Consider the following 22,811-nt stretch of genomic DNA (forward strand, 5'->3'; position numbering starts at 1 on the left):
AAGATGAAACTTATCATAAAAAATAATCACCTTAAAAAAGGGACAGTTTTAGTAATTATGGCACTTGTACTACAAAGCTGTTTTTCAGCTAAAGAGTATACAAGACCAGAACTTAGCGAAACAGAAAAATTATATAGAACAGAAAATTTGCCAACAGATAGTACATCTTTGGCAGATGTTTCTTGGCAAAATTTATTTACAGATCAATATTTGCAAAACTATATTGCAGAGGGTTTACAAAATAATATGGATGTACGTATTGCCATTCAACAAATGGTAGCTGCAGAAGCTTATGCAAAACAAGGTAAGGCTGGTTATTTGCCATCCGCAAGCATTGGTGCAAATGCTACACATCAAGAATTATCAGAAAACAGTCAGTTTGGTTCCTTGTTTAGTGGTGGTTTAGAAACTTACGATGTTACTGCCAATTTATCTTGGGAAGCCGATATTTGGGGTAAAATAAAAAGCAATGTAAAAGCTACACAAGCTGCATATTTGCAAAATGTTGCAGGTCATCAAGTTGTAAAAACCCAATTGATAGCTAGTATTGCTAATACGTATTACAATTTATTGGCTTTAGATGCGCAATTAAAAGTAACCCAAGAAACCATTGAAACTCGTAAAAGTGGAGTAACAACAATTAAAGCTTTAAAAGAAGCAGGACAAGTAACTCAGGTTGCTGTAGACCAAAATATTGCGCAATACAACAGTGCTTTGGCTTTACAAGTAGATATTAAAACGGCTATATTTAAAACAGAAAATACATTGAGTATTTTATTGGGTAAAACACCTCAAAATTTTAAACGTAGTAATTTAAACAATCAAAAAATAGAGCAAGATATTATTTTGGGTGTACCTTCAACTTTACTTAGAAACAGACCCGATGTTATGGCTGCAGAGTTTGGCTTAATTCAGTCTTTTCAGTTAACCAATGTTGCCAATAGTAGCTTTTATCCTTCTTTAACATTAACTGCTTCAGGTGGTTTACAGAGTTTAGATGTAGATAATTTATTTGATACAAGCTCACTTTTTGCAACCATAATTGGCGGAATTACACAACCTATTTTTAATCAAAGAAAGTTAAAAACACAAAAAGAAGTAGCGCTTGCCAATCAAGAAACTGCATTGTTAAACTTTAAGAAAACCTTATTAACAGCAGGTAACGAAGTATCTAACGCTTTGTTTTCTTATGAAGCAGAGGTAAAGAAGTTTCAGTTTAGAAAAAACGAAGTAGAAGCCTTAAGATCTGCAGAAGCCAATTCTGAGGAATTACTTAAAAATGGGTATGCCAATTATTTAGATTTATTAACGGCAAGACAAAGTGCTTTAAGTGCAGAGTTAAATGTAATTGATAGCAAATTGCAACAATTAACAGCTATTGTAGATTTGTATGAAGCTCTTGGTGGTGGCTTAAAATAATATCATTATAAAATCTGAGTAATTAAGAGCACTCAGATTGATACGAAAAAGGTTTGAATATTTAAATATTCAAACCTTTTTTTAATATAGATTTTTAAAGAACAAAGAGTATATTGGGTTAATGTTCTAAGCTATCAAGAAATATTTTTGCCCCTTTTAATGTAAATTTATTTAATTTCATTTTATAATTTTCCAAGATCAGATAATAATAGTAGTTTAAGATTTTAAAATCTACATTTACAATATAGCAGATCAATAATCATATGAAAAAAATACTTGTACTATTTGCACATCCTAAGTACGAAAAATCAACCGTAAACACAGCTTTAATTGAGTATATTAAAGATAAAGTGAATGTTACTATACACGATTTATACGAAAAATATCACGATTTTCATATCGATGTAAAAGCAGAAAAAGAACTGTTACAACAGCATGATATTATCATTTGGCATCATCCTTTTTATTGGTATAGTTGTCCGCCTTTATTAAAACAATGGATAGATATGGTATTAGAGTTCAACTGGGCTTATGGACCAAAAGGTAAAGCTTTAGAGGGTAAAATTTGTTTAAATACCATTACAACTGGTGCATCAAAAGCTATGTATTGTTCTGAAGGTACTAATAGCTTTACAGTAAGACAGTTTTTAAGACCTTTTGAGCAAACTGCAAATTTGTGCAATATGTCTTATTTTCCACCATTTGCAGTAATGGGTACACATAAATTAACAGAAGATATTTTAGAGCAATCTAAAATTAAATACGGAGAAGCAATCGATTTATTACAGAGCAATTTAACGCTAAATGATTTCGAAAATATCTCTTTTTTAAATGATATTCCACAACTTAATACCACATAAATTATGACAGGTAGTTTACTTTTTGAAGCCATAATGTTTTTAGCAGGTGCTATATTATGTGTTTCCATAGCTAAAAAACTAGGCTTAAGTTCTGTAATTGGTTATTTACTAGCAGGAGTTTTAATAGGCCCTTATGTTTTTGGTTTTATTGGTGAAGAGGGTGATGATATTTTACACTTTGCTGAATTTGGTGTAGTAATGATGCTGTTTTTAATTGGTTTAGAAATAGAGCCTAAAAACTTCTGGAACATGCGTAAAACGATTTTAGGTATGGGTGGCATACAAGTTGGGGGTACAATGTTAGTTACTTATATCTTATTTACATTATTAGGTTTTGAGTTTAAAGTGGCTTTAGTTATTGCTATGGCAGTTGCTTTATCTTCTACAGCCATTGCCATGCAAACCATTAAAGAAAAGGGCTTAATGGATACCACTTTTGGTACATCAGCATTTTCTATTTTATTGTTTCAAGATATAATTGTCATTTTTATGTTGGGTTTTATCCCATTATTGGCAAATCCAGATCAAGGTGCATCTACAGAATCACATAGCGATTCTGTTAGTTTAATTCAGAATTTACCAATGGGTTTCCAAACCTTGGCTATTATTTTATCCGTAGTTATTATAATTGTTGCAGGTAAATTTTTAATTGTACCTATGTTGCGTAAAGTGGCAAAAACAGGCGTGCGTGAAGTACTAATTGCAGCCGCTTTTTTAATTGTTTTTGGTATTTCATTTTTAATGGAGTTTGTAGGGATTAGTCCTGCTTTAGGTGCTTTTTTAGGAGGTGTAGTTTTATCTAATAGTGAGTTTAAACACGAATTAGAAAGTACTTTAGAGCCTTTTAAAAATCTATTATTAGGGCTATTTTTTATGGCAGTTGGTGCGTCCATTAACTTTATTGTAATTGCTAAAAACCCCTTAACTATTGGTGGGGTTTTAATTGCCATTATAATTATCAAAGCCCTGGTTTTATTTATTACAGGTAAAGTGTTTAAATTAAAACTAGATCAAAACCTATTGCTAACCTTTGGTTTGGCACAAATAGGGGAGTTTGCTTTTGTACTACTTTCTTTTGCCTTCGGATTAAATATTTTAGAGCAAGAACAAATGGATATGCTTTTGGTAATTACGGCTTTATCAATGTCGTTAACACCAATTATTAGTATGATAAATGAACGTCTTATTTTACCAAAAATAGGTACAAAAGAATCTGTACAAAGACCTATGGATCATATCGCAAAATCACAAAAAATAATTTTAGTAGGCTTTGGTCATTTTGGTAGTACTATTGGACGTTTCTTAAGATCTCATGGAGTAGAAGCTACCATTTTAGACCATGATTCTAATCGTGTAGATTTTTTAAGAAAGATGGGGTTTGAAGTATATTATGGAGATGCTACAAGAGTAGATTTACTAGAATCTGCGGGTATTGCAGAAGCTAAAATTGTTATTTGTGCTACCAATAAAATAGAGGTTTCTAAATCCATTAGTAATCTGGTTCTCGAAAAATACCCACACGTAGAGTTAATGATTCGTACTAAAAATAGATACGATGCTTATGAGTTGTTAAACCTGGGGCATACCAATATTTATAGGGAATCTTTAGATACTTCTTTATTATTGGCTAGAGATGTTTTGAGTAAAATGGGTTTTAGAAAATATACTTTAAATAGACAAATTCAAAACTTTAAAAAGTACGATGAAGACAGTTTAAGACGTTTAGCTCAAGAACCCAATAGAGGCGAAAATTATATTTTTAAGGCTAGAGAAGAATTAAAACAACAAGAGGAGTTTTTAAACGAAGATTTTAAAAGGGGTGTGATCGATTTTGATAATCATTGGGATAGTGAACAGATTAAACAAACCTTAAAAAAATCCAAATCTTATACTTTGTAAATGTATAAGAAACGCATCATTACTTTTTTAGTAGAGATAGTGGTTATACCAATTACTTTAAATCAATAGGTGATAAATACGTTTTTTTTGTTTTTAGTATTAAGTTTTAAAGAAAAGAGAAGTATTGTAGTAAGTATGATTGCCTTTTTACTTGTTTTTTAACACAGTAATTTTATTCAATATTTCTAACGGCTCTAACAAAATTATATACATATTGAACATCCCCTTGTGGACCAAAATTGGCTGGGTAATCATCAGCATCACCAGATTTTGGATCATTACGTTGCGCTCCAGCACCATGTACATCCATAAGATTATCATTCATTACTCCTTGTGATTTTCCAAAACAGAAGTAAACTGCATCTGTATATTGATTTGGGCCATCTTTTAATGGTGAACTTGACCAATAATAACCATATTGTCCTGAATTACCCTCTGTATCTGTAATTGGTGTACAAAAAAACAATGGGTCAATTGCTGGAGAAAAAGAGGTAGAAGGGCTACGTGTATAATCAATAATACTTTGTAACTCTTTTGCATTAGGCATTCTCCAATCGTTGTAACCTCCCTGTGTAAGGGATTCTGTGTAGTTTAGTGCGTTTTCCCAATCGTAAGTATTACCATTATCAGTTTGTTGCCACATTAATCCTGTTGCATTATCTGTAATTGTTCCATCTCCATTATCTGTAAAGTTGTTTTTACCATAATCTTGGTTACCTCTTACCATTCTAAAATACATAGTGTTTGGAGAACCATCAGATGGTTTGTATTTAGGATAGGCTTTTAATCTACCATCAACAAAATTATAACCAAAAATTGCTTCATCTCCATTCATTATAAGTCCTACATAATGTGTTTTAGACCAAGTCTGTCCATCAATTTCTCTTTCGCCAATAGATTCATCTCCTATAGGTTGTTCAAAGTATTCTGTATCTATAAACATTTTTACAGAATCATCACCAAAACATTGTCCTGTAAATTGTGCCAATGAATAAAGTTCCTTTATTGTAGGTATTCTCCAGTCTGTATATCCACCTATATTGATGGTTTCTACTAATACCAAAGCATCATCATAAGAAATTTTATTGCCCATATCTTGTTGCCACATTAATCCTGTAACATTATCGGTTACTGTTCCATCACCATTTTCAGTGTACGATGGTTGGTTACCATGGTAAGTTGCATCTTGTCCGTAAAAAGCCTTACCTACAGTTGGTGCTGTTATTATAGCTTCATCATTGTAAAACTCAAAAACATTTGTATCAACAATTGTGTAAGGTTTATCTGGAATTGGTAATGTAATCACTTCTTCCTCATCAGATTCGTTATTAATAATGGTGTCATCATTTTTACTGCAACCAAAGATTATGGTATATAATAAAAATAGAGATAAGAAATTTATTTTCATAATTTATGGTTGTTTTTAGTCTTTGACTAAAATAAATAAGATAGGTTTAAATTTGAATAAATTTATTTCTTATAAGTATAAAGGTGAGAATTACCGCTAACTTTTATATTGTTTTACCTGCTGTTTTTTCAGAGTTGTTGAAGTAATAACTATATTTTTTTTAGATGATTTAATTACTTCTATTAGATTTCTATTGTCAACCTTTTTCCTCTATTTTAATAATCAGTTTTATTAAACTTTTTCTAATTCAGATAAAATTAGATGTGTGGTTGGGTCTCCATAGTTAATCATTTTGTCAATAAACTGTTGTAAATGTAATTGATTCTTTAGAACTACTCTCATATGGATATTATATGGGCCAGTTATTCGATAGGATTCTTTTATTTCTGGGAATGTGTTTATGTCTTTCATAAAAATATTTAGTTTGCCAGTAAATAGTTTAAGCATTATAAATACTTCTAAACCATAACCAAGTTTATGGTTATCAATATTTAAAGTATAATTTTTTATAACACCTATATCCTGCAATTTTTGTATACGTTCTCTAACAGAAGAAGGCGAAAGGTTAATAATTCTTCCAATTTCTGCAAAAGATTGTCTAGAATTCTTCATTAGAACTTTAATTATTTCTGTATCGATCTTGTCTACCATTGAATCAATTGTATATTCATAAAAATACTTCTTTTATTTTAATTTATAACTGTTTTACAGTTGAAATGATTTTGAGTAGAAATGTATAAGATTTAATTTTATCATATCATAATAACACCAAGAATTAGATATGGAATTAGATGTTTTATTAATTATTAGTTTAGGTATATTTTTAGGTTTTTTTATTCAAACTATTATTGGTTTTTCTGGAGCTTTAGTTGCATTGCCTATATTGTTAATTAGCATTGCTTTACCTGAAGCAATATCTTATATTTCGATATTTTATTTTTTATCGAGTATTTATTTGGTTCAAAAAGAATGGACGAATATTAATAAAAAAGTGATTGTAAAACTCGCACTGACCTCAATAATTGGTCTTGCTGCAGGAATATCAATATTAAGTTTTGGAAATCTTATATTTCTAAAAAAGGTTCTAGGAATATTTATTATTCTCTATGTGATCTATAGTTATTTTTCTAAAGGGAAAATTAAAAAATCTTCTTTTTTGGAATATGTACTTGGCATTTTTGGAGGTTTTTTCTCTGGGTTATTTTCAACTGGTGGTCCATTATTTGTAATAGTAGTCAAAAATGCCACTAAGGATATAAAAACATTTCGTGCAACTATGTTTGGTGTTCTAGGTTTAGTTTCTATAATTCGAGTTCCTTTAATTGCTATTAGCGGAATTTTAAAATTAAACCATTTATATTATGCCCTATTCATTATGCCTTTTTTCTTGTTATCTATATTTTTAGGAAAAAAAATGTACTCGAAATTAAATGAACAGCTAATTAAAAATTGTGTATTAGTAGCATTATTATTTTCAGGCATTATGTTAGCTTTTAAATCTTAATTTTTTTCTGATTCTTTAGTTATAACTTTTACTCTTTTTATAATTTCATCAACGCCTTTCATAAAGTCAGGATTTCCTTTTCGTCCTGCTGCAATTTTAGTGTCTGTTTGTTCTCTTAAGTTTTTCATAGTTTTCAAATGTAAAAATTAATGAGTCTGCATTATTTGAAATTAAACTTAAAGTTTATTTTTTATAAAATTATAAGTTGTTTAAAAGTAAACATCCAGCATTGTATACAATGCTGGATGCTTGTTTTGTTAAACAGTAAAGTTGTAAAGTAACATGGTTATTTTTTTATTACAAATTGATTCGTAATATTTTTTGTTTTTTTTTTATAAAGTTTGTTACCATTAGTTAACTATTCCAAACCTATTGTTCTTATAATCAATAATTATTTTTTTATTGAAAAAGAAGGCATTTCCCATTATCCCTAAAACATTTTCTTTTTCGAAAAATTGTTTGAACTCTTTTTTTGAATCATATACGTTCAAATTTTGAGTTTCTATTTTAGAATCACCAATGAAAATTTCCGAAGTAATTTTATAGCCATGAACATCGTAATATTCTCCCCAGGTAGAAGTGGTTATTGTATCATTTGCAACATTTATATTACTTAGCAATTTTATATCTTCTTTAGTTACGATTAAGGGAAACAAGCTTGCACCAGTATCAAACATAAAATATTTAACATTACCATTTATAGTCACAGGAACTTTTATTCGTCCCTTATCTAATTTTACATCTACAAAAGAAGTTTTTTCTATGTCCTTTGTATTTAACGAATCTTTTATTGCAATTCTATGATTTGGAAAATCAATAATTAAATATTTATTCTGAAATAAGTTAGCACCAATTGTTCCTATATGTTTTATGGTTTTTGTTTCTACCGAATCTTTCGTTAATACAGTTCCATACCTGTCAAAATGTACCAAATGTTGATTTTTAAATAATACAGTGTCTAATTTGAAGTTAATGTTTTTGAAACCTCTTACCTTTTTATTTAGTACATTTATTGTATCTAATTTTTTAGCAACATTTTGATATTTGTTTAAATAAGGACGTATAGCATTTCCATATACCATTGTTTCATTTGCACCTAAGTCAAATTGGCTTTGAAATTTATGAGGTATTCCTTCTATTGAAAAAGGAATAATAATATATGCTTTATCAAAATATCTATCCCCAATAGAATATCCAGACCATTCAAAATTAATCCACTTATTTTGTTCTTTGTTTTGAGTTTTATAACTCTTCTTTTTATCAGAACAACTCACTATTAATAACGCAATAAAAGTGGTTAAAATAATGTGTTTTTTCAAGAATTTTATTGCCCTAATTTTCATTTTTTATAGTTTACTATTTTACAAATTATTAGTGTTTTTTATAAAGTTTGTTAAGGTTAGTTAACTATTCCAAACCTATTGTTCTTATAATCAATAATTATTTTTTTATTGAAAAAGAAGGCATTTCCCATTATTCCTAAAACATTTTCTTTTTCAAAAAATTGTTTGAACTCTTTTTTTGAATCATATACGTTCAAATTTTTAGTTTCTATTTTATAATCACCGATAAAAACTTCTGAAGTAATTTTATAGCCGTGTACATCGTAATATTCTCCCCAGGTAGAAATGTTTAATGTGTCATTTGCAACATTTATATTGCTAATCAATTTTACATCCTCCTTAGTTACGCTTAAAGGAAATAAGCTTGCACCAGTATCAAACATAAAATACTTAACATTACCATTTATAGTCACAGGAACTTTTATTCGTCCCTTATCTAATTTTACATCTACAAAAGAAGTTTTTTCTATATCATTTGTATTTAACGAATCTTTTATTGCTATTCTGTGATTTGGAAAATCAATAATTAGATATTTATTCTGAAATAAGTTAGCACCAATTGTTCCTATATGTTTGATAGTTTTTGTTTCTACTGAATCTTTTGTTAATACAGCTCCATACTTATCAAAATGTACCAAATGTTGATTTTTAAATAAAACAGTGTCTAATTTAAAGTTAATGTTTTTAAAAGCTCCTACTTTTTTACTTTGTACCCTATTTGTTTTGTTTATTGTGTCTAGTTTTTTAGCAACATCTAAATACTTTTCTAAATAAGGATGTATAACGTTTCCATATACCATTGTTGAAGGTGCACCTAAATCAAATTGACTTTGAAATTTATGAGGTATTCCTTCTATTGAAAAAGGAATAGTAATAAATGCTTTATCAAAATATCTATTGCCAATAGAATCTCCAGACCATTCAAAATTAATCCACTTATTTTGTTCTTTGTTTTGAGTTTTATAACTCTTTTTTTTATCAGAACAACTTACTATTAATAGTGTAATAAAAGCGGTTAAAACAATGTGTTTCTTCAATAATTTTCTTTCTGTGGTTTTCATTTTTTATTAGATTAGCTTTTGCCTTACTAGTAATTTATTACAGTTTAAGCATCAGTTAGTAATTAATGTTAATTTCTATATTTACCGCACTTTGTAAATAAACATAGGACTTTAGAATTAGCATAAAAGCCCTATGTTTTTTATACATTTTTGGCAAACATTATTCTACTGCTCTTTACACCAAGAAAGAATTTTGGGGTATAAGTCTTTAATCTTTTCATTCGCTAATTTTTCTTCATATAATTCAAGCACTTTTGTATTAAATTCTTTAAACTTTATAAACCCTCTTCTTTCGGTCATTTGTAATTCTATCTTATTTTTGATAAACTCATAATTTTTAGAATCATAATTTTCAAGAGCATATAATGCAAATACAGACCAAGTCATATACTCGTTGAACACCAAATATGAATTTTTATAATTACTCAAAGCATTTTCTGTAGTCCATTTAGAAAGGTTATTCATACTATTATTAATCTCATTCAAGTATATATCTGATATCGGATTTACATAATTATGATCTATTTCAGTGAATACACTTCTTGTCATTAATGCTTTAATGTTTTCTTCACTATATTTTGTACTTTCAATTGGACCAGCAATAAACATTACAGATTGTTTAAAATTGTTTTGTTTAAAATGATTCGTTGAATGACTACCATTAACTAAAGGTGAAAATGTAATTCTATAATTATCGTATTTAAAATCGAACTTAGACTCTAACCAATCCCATTGCTTTTTAATAGGCATTTGCTTTTCACTTTTCGCTATGAGATCGGTATAGTATTCTTTATGTTTTTTGTAGAATTTTCTAAAACCTATTTTATTTGAGAAATTTTCTATTTCTGAAATAAATGGTTCTATTTTATTTGCACCATTCCAACTCAACCTTTCGTAAGTTGAATCTTTTTCTATTTTATTTCCATCAAAATAAAACCCGCAAGCATCCATTTTTAAAGTTGAATAATACCCTTCCTTTAACCAAGAATCTAGTTTAAGAACAATAGGTTCATTTTTATATTTTGAAAAATTCTCTATAATTTCTTTGTAGTATTCTGTACGATGATTTACCATATTTTTATCATCTATTCCTGTAGGTGTTAAAGCAAATATAAGATGTACTAACTCTTGAACTTCTGGAATTTCAAAACTGTATGTTTCTTTGTTTTTCTGAATATATTCAGCATCAAAATCAAAATGAGGTATTGTTTGTATTTGAGTCCAACAGGTATCTTTTTCGTTTAATAAAATAATAAAATCATACTTTTTTTTAGGCTCAACTGTAAACGAAATAGAATCTATATCTGTGTAAAAGGTCACTTTTTTTGAAGAAGTAACATCTGTATTATATATATCTGGTTTAGCTTGTGGTGTTAAATACCATGTTTCTTTTTTTAAATTTTCGCCATCTTTAATATCAACCAAATGTGAAGTTGCCTTTAAAATAGGTAGTTTAGTTTCTTTCTTATTGGAATTACAAGAGAACATAGAAATTAGTACGATTATTAATGAAAATTGTTTTATCATAATTGTTTTATTTTACTTTAAAGAATATGAATATTAATTAAAAAGAGTTTCTGAATTAAAGTTAGGAGCAGCTTGGTGTTGAGCTGCGATAACAATAATTTCAGTGATGCTCTGTGTTGTACTCTTTGGTTTACAACCAAAAAATATTACTAATACTATACGGCTTAACTATAATAATTTATTAGTTGATCATTTTAACAACTGCAAATTAAAGAGTAGTATTTTTTTATTTCACTACCTTAAAGGGTAGTTTTTTTATAAGGTAGATAGCAATTAGATAAGAAAGTTGTTTTTTGCATAAGAGATAGCTTCTGTTATATTTGATACATCTAGCTTTTCAAATAATTTTTTTCTATGAAATTTCACAGTGTTATTAGATATTACTATTTCTTCTGCAATTTCATTTATTGTAAGACCTCTAATTGATAAATGAAGAATTTCTTTTTCTCTTTTAGATAATTGTATTGTTTTTACAGAATGCCAATGTTTTTTTTCTTCATTATACTCTAAAAACTTTTGATTTCCTTTTTTATACATTTTTATATTTCCAGAATCATTTGATGAAGAGAGAGAAACAAGACAAAGCGCTTTCCATATTTTACCTTCATCTGTAAGAAATAAAGGTGTTAACCTATGATTAACCAACGTTTTTTTAGCTTCTTGATTTATTAAATGAAAATCGTACGAAATGGAATAGTCTTTTCTATCTTCTAAAGGAATTGTTTCATAAAAATCAAAGCCTATCTGATTCACCTTCAATAATAATTCAAGATCTTTTTTTACCACATGCTTTAAATAAAAATTATATCCCATTTCTTTAACTTCCTTAGCAGAATTTCCACACAATAATAAAGGGTTGTCAGAAACATATTCAAATCCTTTTTCTTTGTAATCAATTATGTATATACTATTATTGCTTAACCTTGCAAAAGCTTGTATAGATTCAAGATAAAACGGAGACTGTAAATTTTCTTTACTAGAAATTGATGTTACAGAATTTTGAAATGAAAAGAAATCTTTTTTATGAGCCATTTAATTTTTAAGACAATCAATTTTGGTTAATGTTATGAATATAAATATAAAGGTAGGGCAGGTGATAAGCGATACGTTTCGGTTTAGTACTAAGCCAAATATAATATTTTGCTTTTATCTTTTTAGTTGAAAATGCCAAATTTTATATTTGGCGACTTTGTAAATAAAAACAGACCATTCTGTAATCCTAAACTGCTCTATGTTTTTTACACTTTGTTGGCAACCGTTATTTTATAGATTCAAACTGTAATTGTTCTCTAATATAGTCGTTCAATTCAGACTTATTTATTCCTAAGTATTTTTCAATCGCTTTGTAGTAGTCCTCATCAGTTTTTCCACTTAACATAAATTCTTTGACTAAACTCCAACTACCTTTTTCTAATATTTTCCTTGCTATTAATCCGCCCAAAACATAATGATAAGAAGTTTCACTATCCAAGTTTGTTAACTTGAGCATATCGTTCAGGTCTATTTCAGAATGTTTCTGCAAATAGATATTTGTTCGTTTTATATGCCAATCCAAGCTTTTGCCACGACTTCCTCCTAATAGTGTGGCTACTCCTTCAGAAACCCAAAAATGCTTGTTTGGAAAATGTTTGTCTATTTGAATATGGAAAACTTCGTGCGGATAGTATTCTCCCAAACCTCCACAATAAACTTTGTCGTCAGTTGCTTTGCCACTTGGTTTAGACTGTCCGCCCATTCCTATGTAATAATCAAATCCTTTTAGTTTTTGGATTTCGTCATAATCATCGGCAAGAAAATAATCAAATGGTTTTGGTTGCACCTCAAAATTCTTACAAGTTTCATTTATAAAATCATTTAGTTTTTCAGCCTTTTGGTAGTTGAACTTATGGTATGTTGGATAGTAAAAGTCGACAACACCAACAGTAGTGCAATTCCAAGTTTGTTTATTTGTAGTCAACGCATTGAATAGTTTAAACGTTCCTTTTTCTTTTTTTGCAAAATAGTTTGCTATTGCTAAAACGTATGGACTTTTATCTTCTTTGCAATACGAAAACTGAGCTTTAATTTGGTAAATGTCATTTCTGAATTTTATGCTCAAAATGTGAACTGGAAATCCCATATAAAGCGATGGCTGAAACTCGCTTTCCAAGAAATCATAGTTCTTATATTTTTTTTGTTCTTCAATATTCCAAAATGAATTTTTTGCTTTGTTTTGAGGATTTGAAGCCAAGTAGTTTTCAAAAAGCCTCATTACTTCTTTAGTTTCTACATTTGTTGAATCAACAACATAATTATATGTCACTTTTTGTCCAAAAGCACAAAAGCTAAAAAAAAGAAGAATTATGATTTGAAATTGTTTCATTCTAATGGTTGCCAACGTTGTAATTTTAAGGAAAATTGACTTGATTAAGCAATGAATTTACTAAATAAAATAGGAACATCGAAATTCCGAAGGAATTTCCCAAGTTAGCTAAAAATAGCAATAAAGTTTATACAGTGTTGTAACCAGTATTTTTATCTTTTCTATGATTTTCAAACATTTCAATTGAAGCCTTTAAAAGTCCAAACATCCCTAGTCCCAAAACAATAATTCCAATAGATAGTTCTTTTAAAACTCCAACTTCTGTAGAAAAATATCCAATTAAACCAAATATTAGAGAGCATAAAATCATAAAACTCATAAAAGCAATCATAATTTTTTCTTTCTTAGGATTTTCCCAATTTTTTTTTGAAAACTTGTTTTGTGTTTTAGATGTGTCCTGTAATGATGAAAAGCTAATACCAAGTCCCATAAAAATAAGCGTTAAATTCAGTTTTTTAAAAAGTAAATCAGGATTTTCCTTAAGTTGTTTAATTCCATTAATATATGGACTTAAAACAAAATAAGTTACAATCAGCATTAATGGATATTGAATGTAACTAATATAGTGAAAGAAAGTTTTAAAATATATTATTGAACCTTATTTTCTTGATTCTAATTCCGCTTTTATTTTTTTCATATTTCCAGCGTTAATTAACATAATTGGACTTAAAGCCAATGGAATTATTAATAAGGTGAAAAATACAGTATTATTCTCTTTTGTCAAGAATCCATAAATACAAATTCCGATTAGAAGTAGCATAACAAAAATTAATGCTCCTGTTATCGCTTTAATTAAGTTCAATTCTCCAATGAGTTTTTCAGAAGTTTTTCCTTTTAGTTTCATTTTGTGTTATGATTGGTAATATTGGTTACGGCGTGTTTGTATAATTTTCAGTTGTGAGATGTTTGGTAGTAAAGATAATAAAATGAACTAACTTCGACGCATAAGCGTCTGTGTCCGCAGGACACAAATGCTCACAATTGGAATTATACGGTGTTGTAAGTAGTTTTTCTGAAATCTTATTGTTGAATTTCACTGTAGGTGATATAAACTGATGTTTTTAACTTACCCCTTTTATTAAAAATTTCTAAGGAAATCAAGTTGTCATTTTCATCTTTTTCTTCGATTGTATAATATCCTTTCTGTTTTTCAAGAGTTATTCCATAATTTATTCCTTTTGATTCAGTGTAGTGGTTTATTTTATACTTTCTCAATCCTATTTCAACGGTTTTTCTTTGTAATTTTAAAATACCTTTTTTATCTGTTTTGTAGTATTCAGAAGTCTTTCCATCTTCTGAATATTCAAACTTTTCAATTCTTACTAATTGATTTAATGGGTTATACCAATTTCTCGATGTTACTTTATTTAGATTGTTATATTTTGCTTCTAACCTTAGATAATATTCACCATTCTTCTTATTGTATAATTCTAGGCTATTTCCATTGTTGTCAAAAATTCTTTTTTGGTCAGTTATGGTATCTCCTTTCCTTATTTGATAATTGTTAGTCCTGTTTCCATCATTATCATAAAGATATACGATGTAGTCCAAGGTGTCCTTTTTTGAGGTAATAATTGCTTGGACAAATTTTTTGTCTGTATCTAAAATTGTTACAGTTTTGGAACCTTTATCTAGAGCAGATGAGAGTGTGTTAGTATTAGTCAATGGATTCCAATCTTTGTCGTAATATGTAACTAACTCTCTATGGTTCAGCGTGTCTTTTTTATTGTAAACTGTAGATTGTATTGTCTTTATATGTCTTGTATTTTTTGGATATTCCTGCGCAAAACTATTAGAGCAAAAGAAAAGTATAATAATTAGTAACTTTATTTTCATTTTAGCATTTTTTTTTAAATTACTTACAACGTTGTTGTATACTGAACTATTATCAGTTTATATATCTATATAGTTAAACTATACCAACAAGTAGTTAAAGTTATTTATACAATTTTTTTTGTTAAATATATCATTTTCTTAAATAGCCACCAATTTTTTTTAACTCTTTTGTGTTAGGTAGATGCCATTGACTAAAAGGTTAGTAGTTGGGTTTGCTTAAAACATAGGTAGGTGTTGATACAAATAATCAGGAAAAACCCTTAATTTGTTGTATAAAAATCAATATAAAACCCTAAAATTATGATGTTTATAAATTTTTAACTAAATTGTAGCGCAATTCACATTACAAATTCATTAACTAAAAACAAAAATTATGAAAAAAACAAAAAGTAACAAAAGCAACCAACTGGTATCAGAACACAAAGAGATAGAATTTGACAGCAACATGCTTAAAAATGAAGATTGGCTAACTACAGAAGATTTAATGGACTATTTAAAAATTAGCCGATCTAAAATTTACGAATTGCGTAAAAAACGAATGATACCAAGCTTAAAAATTGGTAATGCACCCATGTTTCCTAAAATGTTAATCAACAAAATCTTTCTACCACTCGCACAACAATCTTTAAACAACAACGCTTTAGAAGACAATCAATAAACCGTTAACCTTTATAACTCAATACTTGCGCATCCATTAAAAAAGCGCATTAGCCCAAAACAAATAGATTGTTAGAGCATAATGCGCTTGTAATGGAGATAATACACTTTTAGGCAATCTCCTTTTTACCTCAACATATTTAAACCACGGTTAACGGGCCTAAATAAGTACTGGTAGCAGCGTAATTGGTGCCGTCTTTGTAAAAAGAGGCCCAAAGTTCTACCTCAAACCCTTCCATAAACTGCGGTAAGGTAACACTAGCAGTCGTAGCATCTCTAGTAGCAATAGCTGTATTGCTATAAAACAAACCCAAGTCTGGTGCGTACACAACAGCCATTAAAACATCGGTAGTAGTAGCTTTACCTTGGCCGCTGTTGTCAAGCCAGTTCAGATTTACAATTCGCCCAGTAGCAGCAGTAGCACTAGCGCCATCCAAACCTCTTAAATCACCTTTGCTAATCAACACCTTTTCGTAATCCATTATCATACCTTGTGCCGTGCTTACCACTGCATTTTTAAGATGATAAGAAGTAGCCAAATTAGCGCGCGATTTATCGCCTTGCGAACTCCCAAAGTATGCACTTAAAATTGCCGTAATCGGACTCAAGAATGAAATGACTGTTTTAAATTTTGCACGTTGCAGCTCTTGTCTGTCAGTTGGGGTATACTTACCACGCTGAGGCAAACTGCGCATTACATTTTTACCTCGCCAACGCGTACCCACTACACTACCTACTTTACCAGAAAATCCTCCTAGAATCCCTTTTTCAAATGTTGCCATAATTATATATGTTTTAAGTTAATATGCTGTAAAACTAAGGGCTAATCATCTAGTAAACAAAAGCTTGTTAGCAATTAGCACAAACTAACACAAATAAGTGGGAGTACCTTTTTTTTGAATGCTAATAAAACAGCAAAACACACCATAACACATCAGAACACAAGTAGCTTACCTACAACACCTCAGTAACTTCTGGCGCACATTTCTCTTAATTATATAGGGTTTTGTTCGAGTTTGCTTCGGGTTTTGTTCGGGTACAACTTGAGTGTATTTTTTTAAAATACATGCTATTCCGAAGAAAACCCGAAGCAAACTGGGAGGAAACTAGAAGAGGGAATAGGTTGGTTTTTGAAAGTTGTTAAACTTATTGAAAATGAAATGGTAATGAAGAGAAATAATCTTTAACTTTAAATTAAAAAGATTGCTTTGTACTTCACAATGAAAAGTAAATTAGTAACAATAACAGAATAGTCTTCCTAAAAAGGTATAACTCTAAGTATTGTTTTTTAAGAAGTAAATGTCAGTTTTATAGTATTTTAACTTTTAAAAATTACCTATCAATAGGTATGTCTATTGCTGTATTTATTTCTATTTTAGTACAAATATTAATTATAATGAAAAAAATATTTCTTTTACTATGCTTATTTTGGTTTGCTCTTTTAAATGCACAAAAAACAACCAATGAAAAAGAAAAGATATTTGAAACAAAATTAAAAGATGTTTTAGGGAAATATACTACTAGTAGTGAGTCTTTAGATAAAAAGTTTAAAAAAAAGTCTCAAATAATAGAACCTATCTTACAAAACCAACGCCTTACTAAAGCTTTTAATCAAATAATTTTTAGTCATACAGATTTAGTGGATAATGCATCTGCTTTTGGTGTATCGCAAAATGAAGAAGGAACAACAGCTTCTATAAATTCTTATTTTCATTTAAAAGGTAAAAGTAGAAACCAATTATTTTTAAAAGCAGGTATTAATTCGGTTAGTAGTAGTGGTATATTTAATTTATATGCGAGAGATGTTTGGAGAAGTAGTGTTGGTGGTAATATAGGATTTATATGGAAAGTGTATGCAACAACTTTTACAAATGAAAATATACCAAAATTAGATTACAACCTTGTACTTAGAGATATTTACATAAGAGACAGTATTTTAAAAGATCTTACAGTAAATTATTGTTTAAAAAATTATCAAGATATAAGAAGTAAGTATGTCCAATTAAAAAAATATCCGCTAATAAAAGAATATAAAGACAAAAAAGACCTTTTAATTGCTTACCTAAAAGTTTTAGAGAAAAACGAAACTTTTTACAAAGAATTAATAGGTAATAAAAAATTAAGAAATGCCGTACAAAGTCAAACACAAAAAAATAACAAAGACAAAGGTTTAAAGGAAGATAACGTTGATATTAAACTGGAGTTTGCTACATATTCTGATATTGAAAATAGAAATAATGATAAAGTAATCGCAATTTTGTTAGAAAAGTTTTGGTCAGAAAAAAATGAATTAAATACTAATGAACAAGCTGGGATATTACAAAAAATAGCTAAAAAAATTGGACTTAAAAAAGAAAAAAAAGATACAAAACTAGAAACTGAAATTAAAAAAGTGGCAGCAATATATGATGCTAAACATATAAAAAATACAGGTTATTCTTTTCATTGGCTAGATTTAAACACAACTTTAAATAATAATACTTTTGGATTTTCAGATAAAAAAGAAAATATACACAATGATATTAAAGATGATTTTGATGCATATAAAGCAACAAAAACAGATATAAATAAATTAAAGGTTACAGTAGCTTTTAACTATAATTATACTTTTAATAAAACATGTGGAGTATTTTATTTAAAAGGAGGTCTACAATATAATTCTGGTTCCTTTTTAAATAGTAACCTGATTAGTGGTAAACCTCATATAGATAGTGCTAATACCACAAATCTGTTTTTAATTAAAGATTATATAGATGATGAAGCACAAGAAGATATTTTAGGTGCATTCGATAATATTAAAGAAAACTTAAAGTTTGGTGCATTCAATTTTTATTCAGCATATTATTTTGGTAAAAAGAAAACAATTGGTGTAAATTTAAGTGCTGTACATAGGTACTTAATTAATAAGCCAGAGCATACTTTTTATAAAAACAACTATTCAATTTTTTTAGGCCCTATTTTTAGAAAAACAAAAGCAGATGATGATACTGGATTAACTTTTGGAATTGATATAGGATATGATAATGCTTTATATAGCAGAAATGCAAAAGACAACTTTGTAGCTAGAATACGAGTAGGTATTCCATTGAAACTTTACAATATTAACAAGTAATTTTTTTAATTTTTTCTGGCCATAAAAAAAAAGGCTATTAAATAAATAATCACTAAAAACTATATTCCCTCTTTGTTTATGTGGTCAACTTAAACCCTGTTAGTTCGAGTTAATTTTACGATTGTAATGAGAAAAATTAGTATCGAGAACTAGTTATGAATTAACTATGTTTTAATAAGATTTCTCCATAAAGTCGAAATGACAAAAATATGCGATCAGTTTGATGATTAGCAAACTTTAAAAACTATGTTCCCTCTGTGTCTATGTGGTCAACCCAAACCTTTGTCAGTTCGAGTTAATTTTACGATTGTAATGAGAAAAATTAGTATCGAGAATTAGTTATTATTTAACTATGTTTTAATAAGATTTCTCCATAAAGTCGAAATGACAAAAATATGCGATCAATTTGATGATTAGTAAACTTTAAAAACATCTAACTTTAATAATTTTTTCACTAAAAACTATGTTCCCTCTCTGTCTATGTGGTCAACCTAAACCCCCTTTTAGTTTCATGATAGGCAAACGATGCATCCTTTAAAATTTTTAATCCAAAAAAACACTTCTATAAAAAACACCAATCTGTAGATAAAATTATAGCAAACGTCTATTCTCTTTTTTTAACTTTTATTTAAAAGATATCTTTAAACTATTAATACAAAACAAGGTCTTAGTATTGATAAGAAAAGAAGTTTAATTTAAAAATTAAAATTATGAAAGTAAGGATATCAAAGTTTATTTTGCCTTCGTTATTAGTGTTGGCAATTAGTACACAAGCTAATGCACAATCAAGAAGAGATACAAATACTAAAAAAACAACTACAGTAACCAAAAGAACAGTTACTACTAATAACAATACAAGAACAACAACATCAACAAAAAGAATACCTCGATCTACGGTTACGTATAAAAAATCATCGAGAAAAGTAGTTGCTGTAAGAAATGTACCTAACAAACGAGTAGTAAGTCACAGAGGTGTAGATTATTATTATGCTAACAATAGATATTATACCTATTCTAGAGGACGTTATATAGCGATTGCACCAAAAGTAGGCTTTCGTATAAATACTTTACCTAGTAACCACAGAAGAATCCGTTTTAACAACAGAAACTATTATTACACAGAAGGTGTTTTTTACATACAAAGCAATGATGTTTATGAAGTGGTAGACCCAGAAATAGGTACCATAGTTTATGAATTACCAAATGAAGTAGAAAAAGTAGTAATAGACGGACAAACATATTATGAATTTGCCAATATACTTTACGAAAAAGTACAAGTAGATGGCATGAGAGCCTACGAAATAGTAGGTATTATAGAAATGAATTAAGTATCAATTTGGTTGATTGGTTAGTGATTGAGGAGTGCATATAATATAAATTATATGTGCTCTTTTTTATTTTGGATCAACTGTAATGTATTTTGATAAAATGCTTACCATTTGAGTGAATTCTACGATTGAAATGATAAAAATCAGTACAAAAACATGTGTTTTTATGTTCTGTTTTTTTGAAATTCCTAAATTTAATAATTATAGATATTTGATAATCAATATTATAAGGAATAGAAAAAGGTTCGTCTATATAAAACTTCTATTTGTAGACACTTACAAGGCATATATCTATTTTCTTTTTTTAACATTTATTTATAAACTATTTTAGAACTATTAATACAAATTGAGGTCTTAGTATTAATAAGAATTATAAGGGATATCTAAAAAGTAGTAAAACACCCAATTATAAAAAGGGTAAAATAAAGCCTACTAAAAAGTAGGCTTATAAAATGAACTAATAGTAATTCAGTTGGGGGATTGAATAGTTAGAGTACATATCTGTAAAATTTTATGTGCTCTTCTTTTTTTAGCATACACTGCTGTAAACTTTTATTAATTACTACAATTAGATTATAATAACTGAATTTTTATAGACAAAAACTTAAACAGATAAGTTATATATTAATCAAATAACTTTTTTGATATATTTTCTGATAAATGTCTTTACTAAACATATACAATTGAGCAGGTCTTTTAGAAACACCTACTTGTTTTTCATCTAAAGGAATAATGTATTTTTTGTTGATTACTTTACGTCTAAAATTACGATTGTCAATTTCTATATTTAAAATAGATTCATACAAGTCTTGTACATCATTAATTGTAAATTTATCAGGCAATAATTCAAATATAATAGGTTCAGACAAACATTTAGTTTTTAAATCCTCATAAGCCTCTAAGATAATCTGTTTGTGATCAAAACCAATTTTAGGCAATTGATTTATAGGATGCCATTTTGCCTGGTAGGTATTGTTTGTTACATCTACATCTTCAGTTTTTAGTAAAAAGTAATAGGCAATAGTAACTGTTCTTACATTAAACTTTTGGTTTTCTACCCATATTAAATCTTTTTCATTATTCAGTCTATCAGGGTCTCCAAAAGCCTTAAATTGTTTCTTATATTGGCCAGTTAAACCCGTCAATTCTTTTAAAACTCTAGTTGCAGAATCATCTAAACTTTCATTTTCATAAACGTGGTATCCAGTAAGTACATAATCATCTACTAATGGAGTATTTGTTTTTTCATCTGCTAAAAAACGTTTAATTAATAATACGTTTAAGCTTTTTGTGTTGGTGTCAAAACCAAAAACTACACAATCTACAGATAAGTTTTGTATTAAGTTGTTCTTCATAAATCTCTTTTCAGTTACAAATTTACATAAAATATATTATTAAACGTTATTATAACGTATATAATATATTGTGCTATTTCTAGTTTTTATGGTGTGTTAGGTTAATATCGACTATATAATTGGTAATAAAATATATTTATTTTGTTAAAAACAGCTTTTTGTAAAAAATATTTTTATACATTTGAAAAATAAACGTAAAAATGACGTTATATATTTTAATCTTACTAAAAACTACAAAATGAAATCTACATTACCATCTATTAAAGATAATTTTTACGCTGTAAGATATCACTTACAAATAAAAAAAGGAAAATATTTAGCAACTGTTTATTGTATGGTTTTATTGTTTTTTACAAACTTATTAAACGGACAAAACACAGAAAACAACACAGACTACAAACCATTTAGTATTAGTGCACATGTAAAAAATATGCATACATGGCATGGTTTTGTCGTACATCCAGGGGCATTATTTGCATCGAGTTTAGAATACAATTCTAAAAACAAGAAATTTACTTTTGGTTTTTGGGGTGGAGCAAGTTTTAGTCCTGTAGATGTAAACAATGTAAATACTGGCGAAAATATAAGTGCATATTATAAAGAGTTATCTATTTATACAAAATACCGATTTTCTGATCGATTTTTTATAGAAGCAGTAACACACAATAACTATACAGGAGTAGAGGAAAGAGGAGATAAATTAAGCTATTGGAGTTATGACAAAACACAAGGTTATAATTTTGTTGATGTAAACTTTGGTTATAATGTAACCCCAAATACCTTATTGTATTTAGCAACCATTATTAATGGTGGTTCTGGAGATTACGAAGTGCAAGCAGATGGTAGTTTAAAAGATTCTTGGACTCATTATTTTGAAATTAACAGTAAGGTTTGGCAAAATAAAACAGAAAGTTTATCACTTTTTGCTGGTGGTGCTTGGTCTTTTATTACTGATAAAACTTTTTACACTCAAAGCGCTGGAAACATTATTAATGTTGGGGCTACCTACAATAAACAATTGGCTATTAATAAGTACAAAATACCTGTAGATTTAACTTTAATGTGGAACCCAGAACAAGAAAGAACAGTACTTCAGGTAGATATAACCTTATTTTAAAATAGATATTCTTAACTTTCATT

The 22,811-nt window shown here is 28.4% G+C and carries 21 protein-coding genes; 8 read left to right on the plus strand and 13 right to left on the minus strand.

Going from position 1 to position 22,811, the window contains the following annotated elements; translation table 11 throughout:
• Window positions 1–3: 3 nt before the first annotated feature.
• From KO506_RS16795 to KO506_RS16805, 3 genes are all read left to right on the plus strand, one after another.
• Entirely contained in the window at window positions 4–1,419 is a 1,416-nt protein-coding gene (locus tag KO506_RS16795) for an efflux transporter outer membrane subunit (protein ID WP_215996090.1), read from the plus strand.
• A gap of 263 nt (window positions 1,420–1,682) precedes the next feature.
• Complete coding sequence (locus KO506_RS16800; RefSeq protein ID WP_215996091.1) at window positions 1,683–2,279, plus strand: NAD(P)H-dependent oxidoreductase; 597 nt, start codon at window positions 1,683–1,685, stop codon at window positions 2,277–2,279.
• A 3-nt stretch (window positions 2,280–2,282) separates the two neighbouring features.
• Window positions 2,283–4,178, plus strand: coding sequence for a monovalent cation:proton antiporter-2 (CPA2) family protein (locus KO506_RS16805; protein WP_215996092.1), 1,896 nt, complete (start codon window positions 2,283–2,285; stop codon window positions 4,176–4,178).
• A gap of 172 nt (window positions 4,179–4,350) precedes the next feature.
• Here the strand turns inward: KO506_RS16805 and KO506_RS16810 are convergent, their stop codons facing one another.
• Window positions 4,351–5,586, minus strand: a complete 1,236-nt coding sequence (locus KO506_RS16810; RefSeq protein ID WP_215996093.1) for a DUF1566 domain-containing protein — start codon at window positions 5,584–5,586, stop codon at window positions 4,351–4,353.
• Window positions 5,587–5,817: 231 nt separating this feature from the next.
• Complete coding sequence (locus KO506_RS16815; RefSeq protein WP_215996094.1) at window positions 5,818–6,237, minus strand: Lrp/AsnC family transcriptional regulator; 420 nt, start codon at window positions 6,235–6,237, stop codon at window positions 5,818–5,820.
• A gap of 130 nt (window positions 6,238–6,367) precedes the next feature.
• Here KO506_RS16815 and KO506_RS16820 point away from each other — a divergent pair, with 130 nt between their 5' ends.
• Window positions 6,368–7,090: a sulfite exporter TauE/SafE family protein gene (locus KO506_RS16820; RefSeq protein WP_215996095.1), complete on the plus strand. Its 723-nt coding sequence runs from the start codon at window positions 6,368–6,370 to the stop codon at window positions 7,088–7,090.
• Here KO506_RS16820 and KO506_RS17180 read toward each other — a convergent pair.
• From KO506_RS17180 to KO506_RS16865, 9 genes are all read right to left on the minus strand, one after another.
• The gene (locus KO506_RS17180) at window positions 7,087–7,218 is read right to left on the minus strand and encodes a hypothetical protein (RefSeq protein WP_289851798.1); all 132 of its coding nucleotides are present in this window, start codon (window positions 7,216–7,218) and stop codon (window positions 7,087–7,089) included. The genes KO506_RS16820 and KO506_RS17180 overlap by 4 nt on opposite strands.
• Before the next feature lie 222 nt (window positions 7,219–7,440).
• Entirely contained in the window at window positions 7,441–8,433 is a 993-nt protein-coding gene (locus KO506_RS16830; RefSeq protein ID WP_215996096.1) for a hypothetical protein, read from the minus strand.
• Between the two features lie 56 nt (window positions 8,434–8,489).
• Entirely contained in the window at window positions 8,490–9,494 is a 1,005-nt protein-coding gene (locus tag KO506_RS16835) for a hypothetical protein (protein ID WP_215996097.1), read from the minus strand.
• Between the two features lie 165 nt (window positions 9,495–9,659).
• The gene (locus tag KO506_RS16840) at window positions 9,660–11,021 is read right to left on the minus strand and encodes a DUF4932 domain-containing protein (RefSeq protein ID WP_215996098.1); all 1,362 of its coding nucleotides are present in this window, start codon (window positions 11,019–11,021) and stop codon (window positions 9,660–9,662) included.
• Window positions 11,022–11,294: 273 nt separating this feature from the next.
• Window positions 11,295–12,053: a helix-turn-helix transcriptional regulator gene (locus KO506_RS16845; protein ID WP_215996099.1), complete on the minus strand. Its 759-nt coding sequence runs from the start codon at window positions 12,051–12,053 to the stop codon at window positions 11,295–11,297.
• 226 nt (window positions 12,054–12,279) lie between these two features.
• Window positions 12,280–13,398: a hypothetical protein gene (locus tag KO506_RS16850; protein WP_215996100.1), complete on the minus strand. Its 1,119-nt coding sequence runs from the start codon at window positions 13,396–13,398 to the stop codon at window positions 12,280–12,282.
• Between the two features lie 112 nt (window positions 13,399–13,510).
• Window positions 13,511–13,921 carry a hypothetical protein gene (locus KO506_RS16855; RefSeq protein ID WP_215996101.1) on the minus strand — a complete coding sequence of 137 codons (411 nt, stop codon included), beginning with the start codon at window positions 13,919–13,921 and terminating at the stop codon, window positions 13,511–13,513.
• 60 nt (window positions 13,922–13,981) lie between these two features.
• Window positions 13,982–14,227, minus strand: coding sequence for a hypothetical protein (locus KO506_RS16860; protein WP_215996102.1), 246 nt, complete (start codon window positions 14,225–14,227; stop codon window positions 13,982–13,984).
• 176 nt (window positions 14,228–14,403) lie between these two features.
• Window positions 14,404–15,219: a hypothetical protein gene (locus tag KO506_RS16865; RefSeq protein WP_215996103.1), complete on the minus strand. Its 816-nt coding sequence runs from the start codon at window positions 15,217–15,219 to the stop codon at window positions 14,404–14,406.
• A 373-nt stretch (window positions 15,220–15,592) separates the two neighbouring features.
• On the opposite strand from KO506_RS16865, the gene KO506_RS16870 reads away from it, so the two are divergent.
• On the plus strand, window positions 15,593–15,877 hold the full coding sequence (locus KO506_RS16870) for a helix-turn-helix domain-containing protein (RefSeq protein WP_215996104.1): 285 nt from the start codon (window positions 15,593–15,595) through the stop codon (window positions 15,875–15,877).
• A gap of 139 nt (window positions 15,878–16,016) precedes the next feature.
• Here KO506_RS16870 and KO506_RS16875 read toward each other — a convergent pair whose 3' ends face one another.
• The gene (locus KO506_RS16875; RefSeq protein ID WP_215996105.1) at window positions 16,017–16,658 is read right to left on the minus strand and encodes a DUF6266 family protein; all 642 of its coding nucleotides are present in this window, start codon (window positions 16,656–16,658) and stop codon (window positions 16,017–16,019) included.
• A 614-nt stretch (window positions 16,659–17,272) separates the two neighbouring features.
• Here KO506_RS16875 and KO506_RS16880 point away from each other — a divergent pair.
• Both KO506_RS16880 and KO506_RS16885 read left to right on the plus strand, forming a co-directional pair.
• Window positions 17,273–18,988: a hypothetical protein gene (locus KO506_RS16880; protein ID WP_215996106.1), complete on the plus strand. Its 1,716-nt coding sequence runs from the start codon at window positions 17,273–17,275 to the stop codon at window positions 18,986–18,988.
• A 710-nt stretch (window positions 18,989–19,698) separates the two neighbouring features.
• On the plus strand, window positions 19,699–20,316 hold the full coding sequence (locus KO506_RS16885) for a DUF6515 family protein (RefSeq protein ID WP_215996107.1): 618 nt from the start codon (window positions 19,699–19,701) through the stop codon (window positions 20,314–20,316).
• A gap of 617 nt (window positions 20,317–20,933) precedes the next feature.
• Here the strand turns inward: KO506_RS16885 and KO506_RS16890 are convergent.
• Entirely contained in the window at window positions 20,934–21,671 is a 738-nt protein-coding gene (locus KO506_RS16890) for an NUDIX hydrolase (protein ID WP_215996108.1), read from the minus strand.
• 238 nt (window positions 21,672–21,909) lie between these two features.
• Between KO506_RS16890 and KO506_RS16895 the strand changes: the two genes are divergently transcribed.
• On the plus strand, window positions 21,910–22,788 hold the full coding sequence (locus KO506_RS16895; RefSeq protein WP_252726900.1) for a hypothetical protein: 879 nt from the start codon (window positions 21,910–21,912) through the stop codon (window positions 22,786–22,788).
• Window positions 22,789–22,811 lie beyond the last annotated feature (23 nt).

The organism is Polaribacter vadi (assembly GCF_018861005.1).
GTDB classification, from domain to species: Bacteria; Bacteroidota; Bacteroidia; order Flavobacteriales; family Flavobacteriaceae; genus Polaribacter; species Polaribacter vadi_A.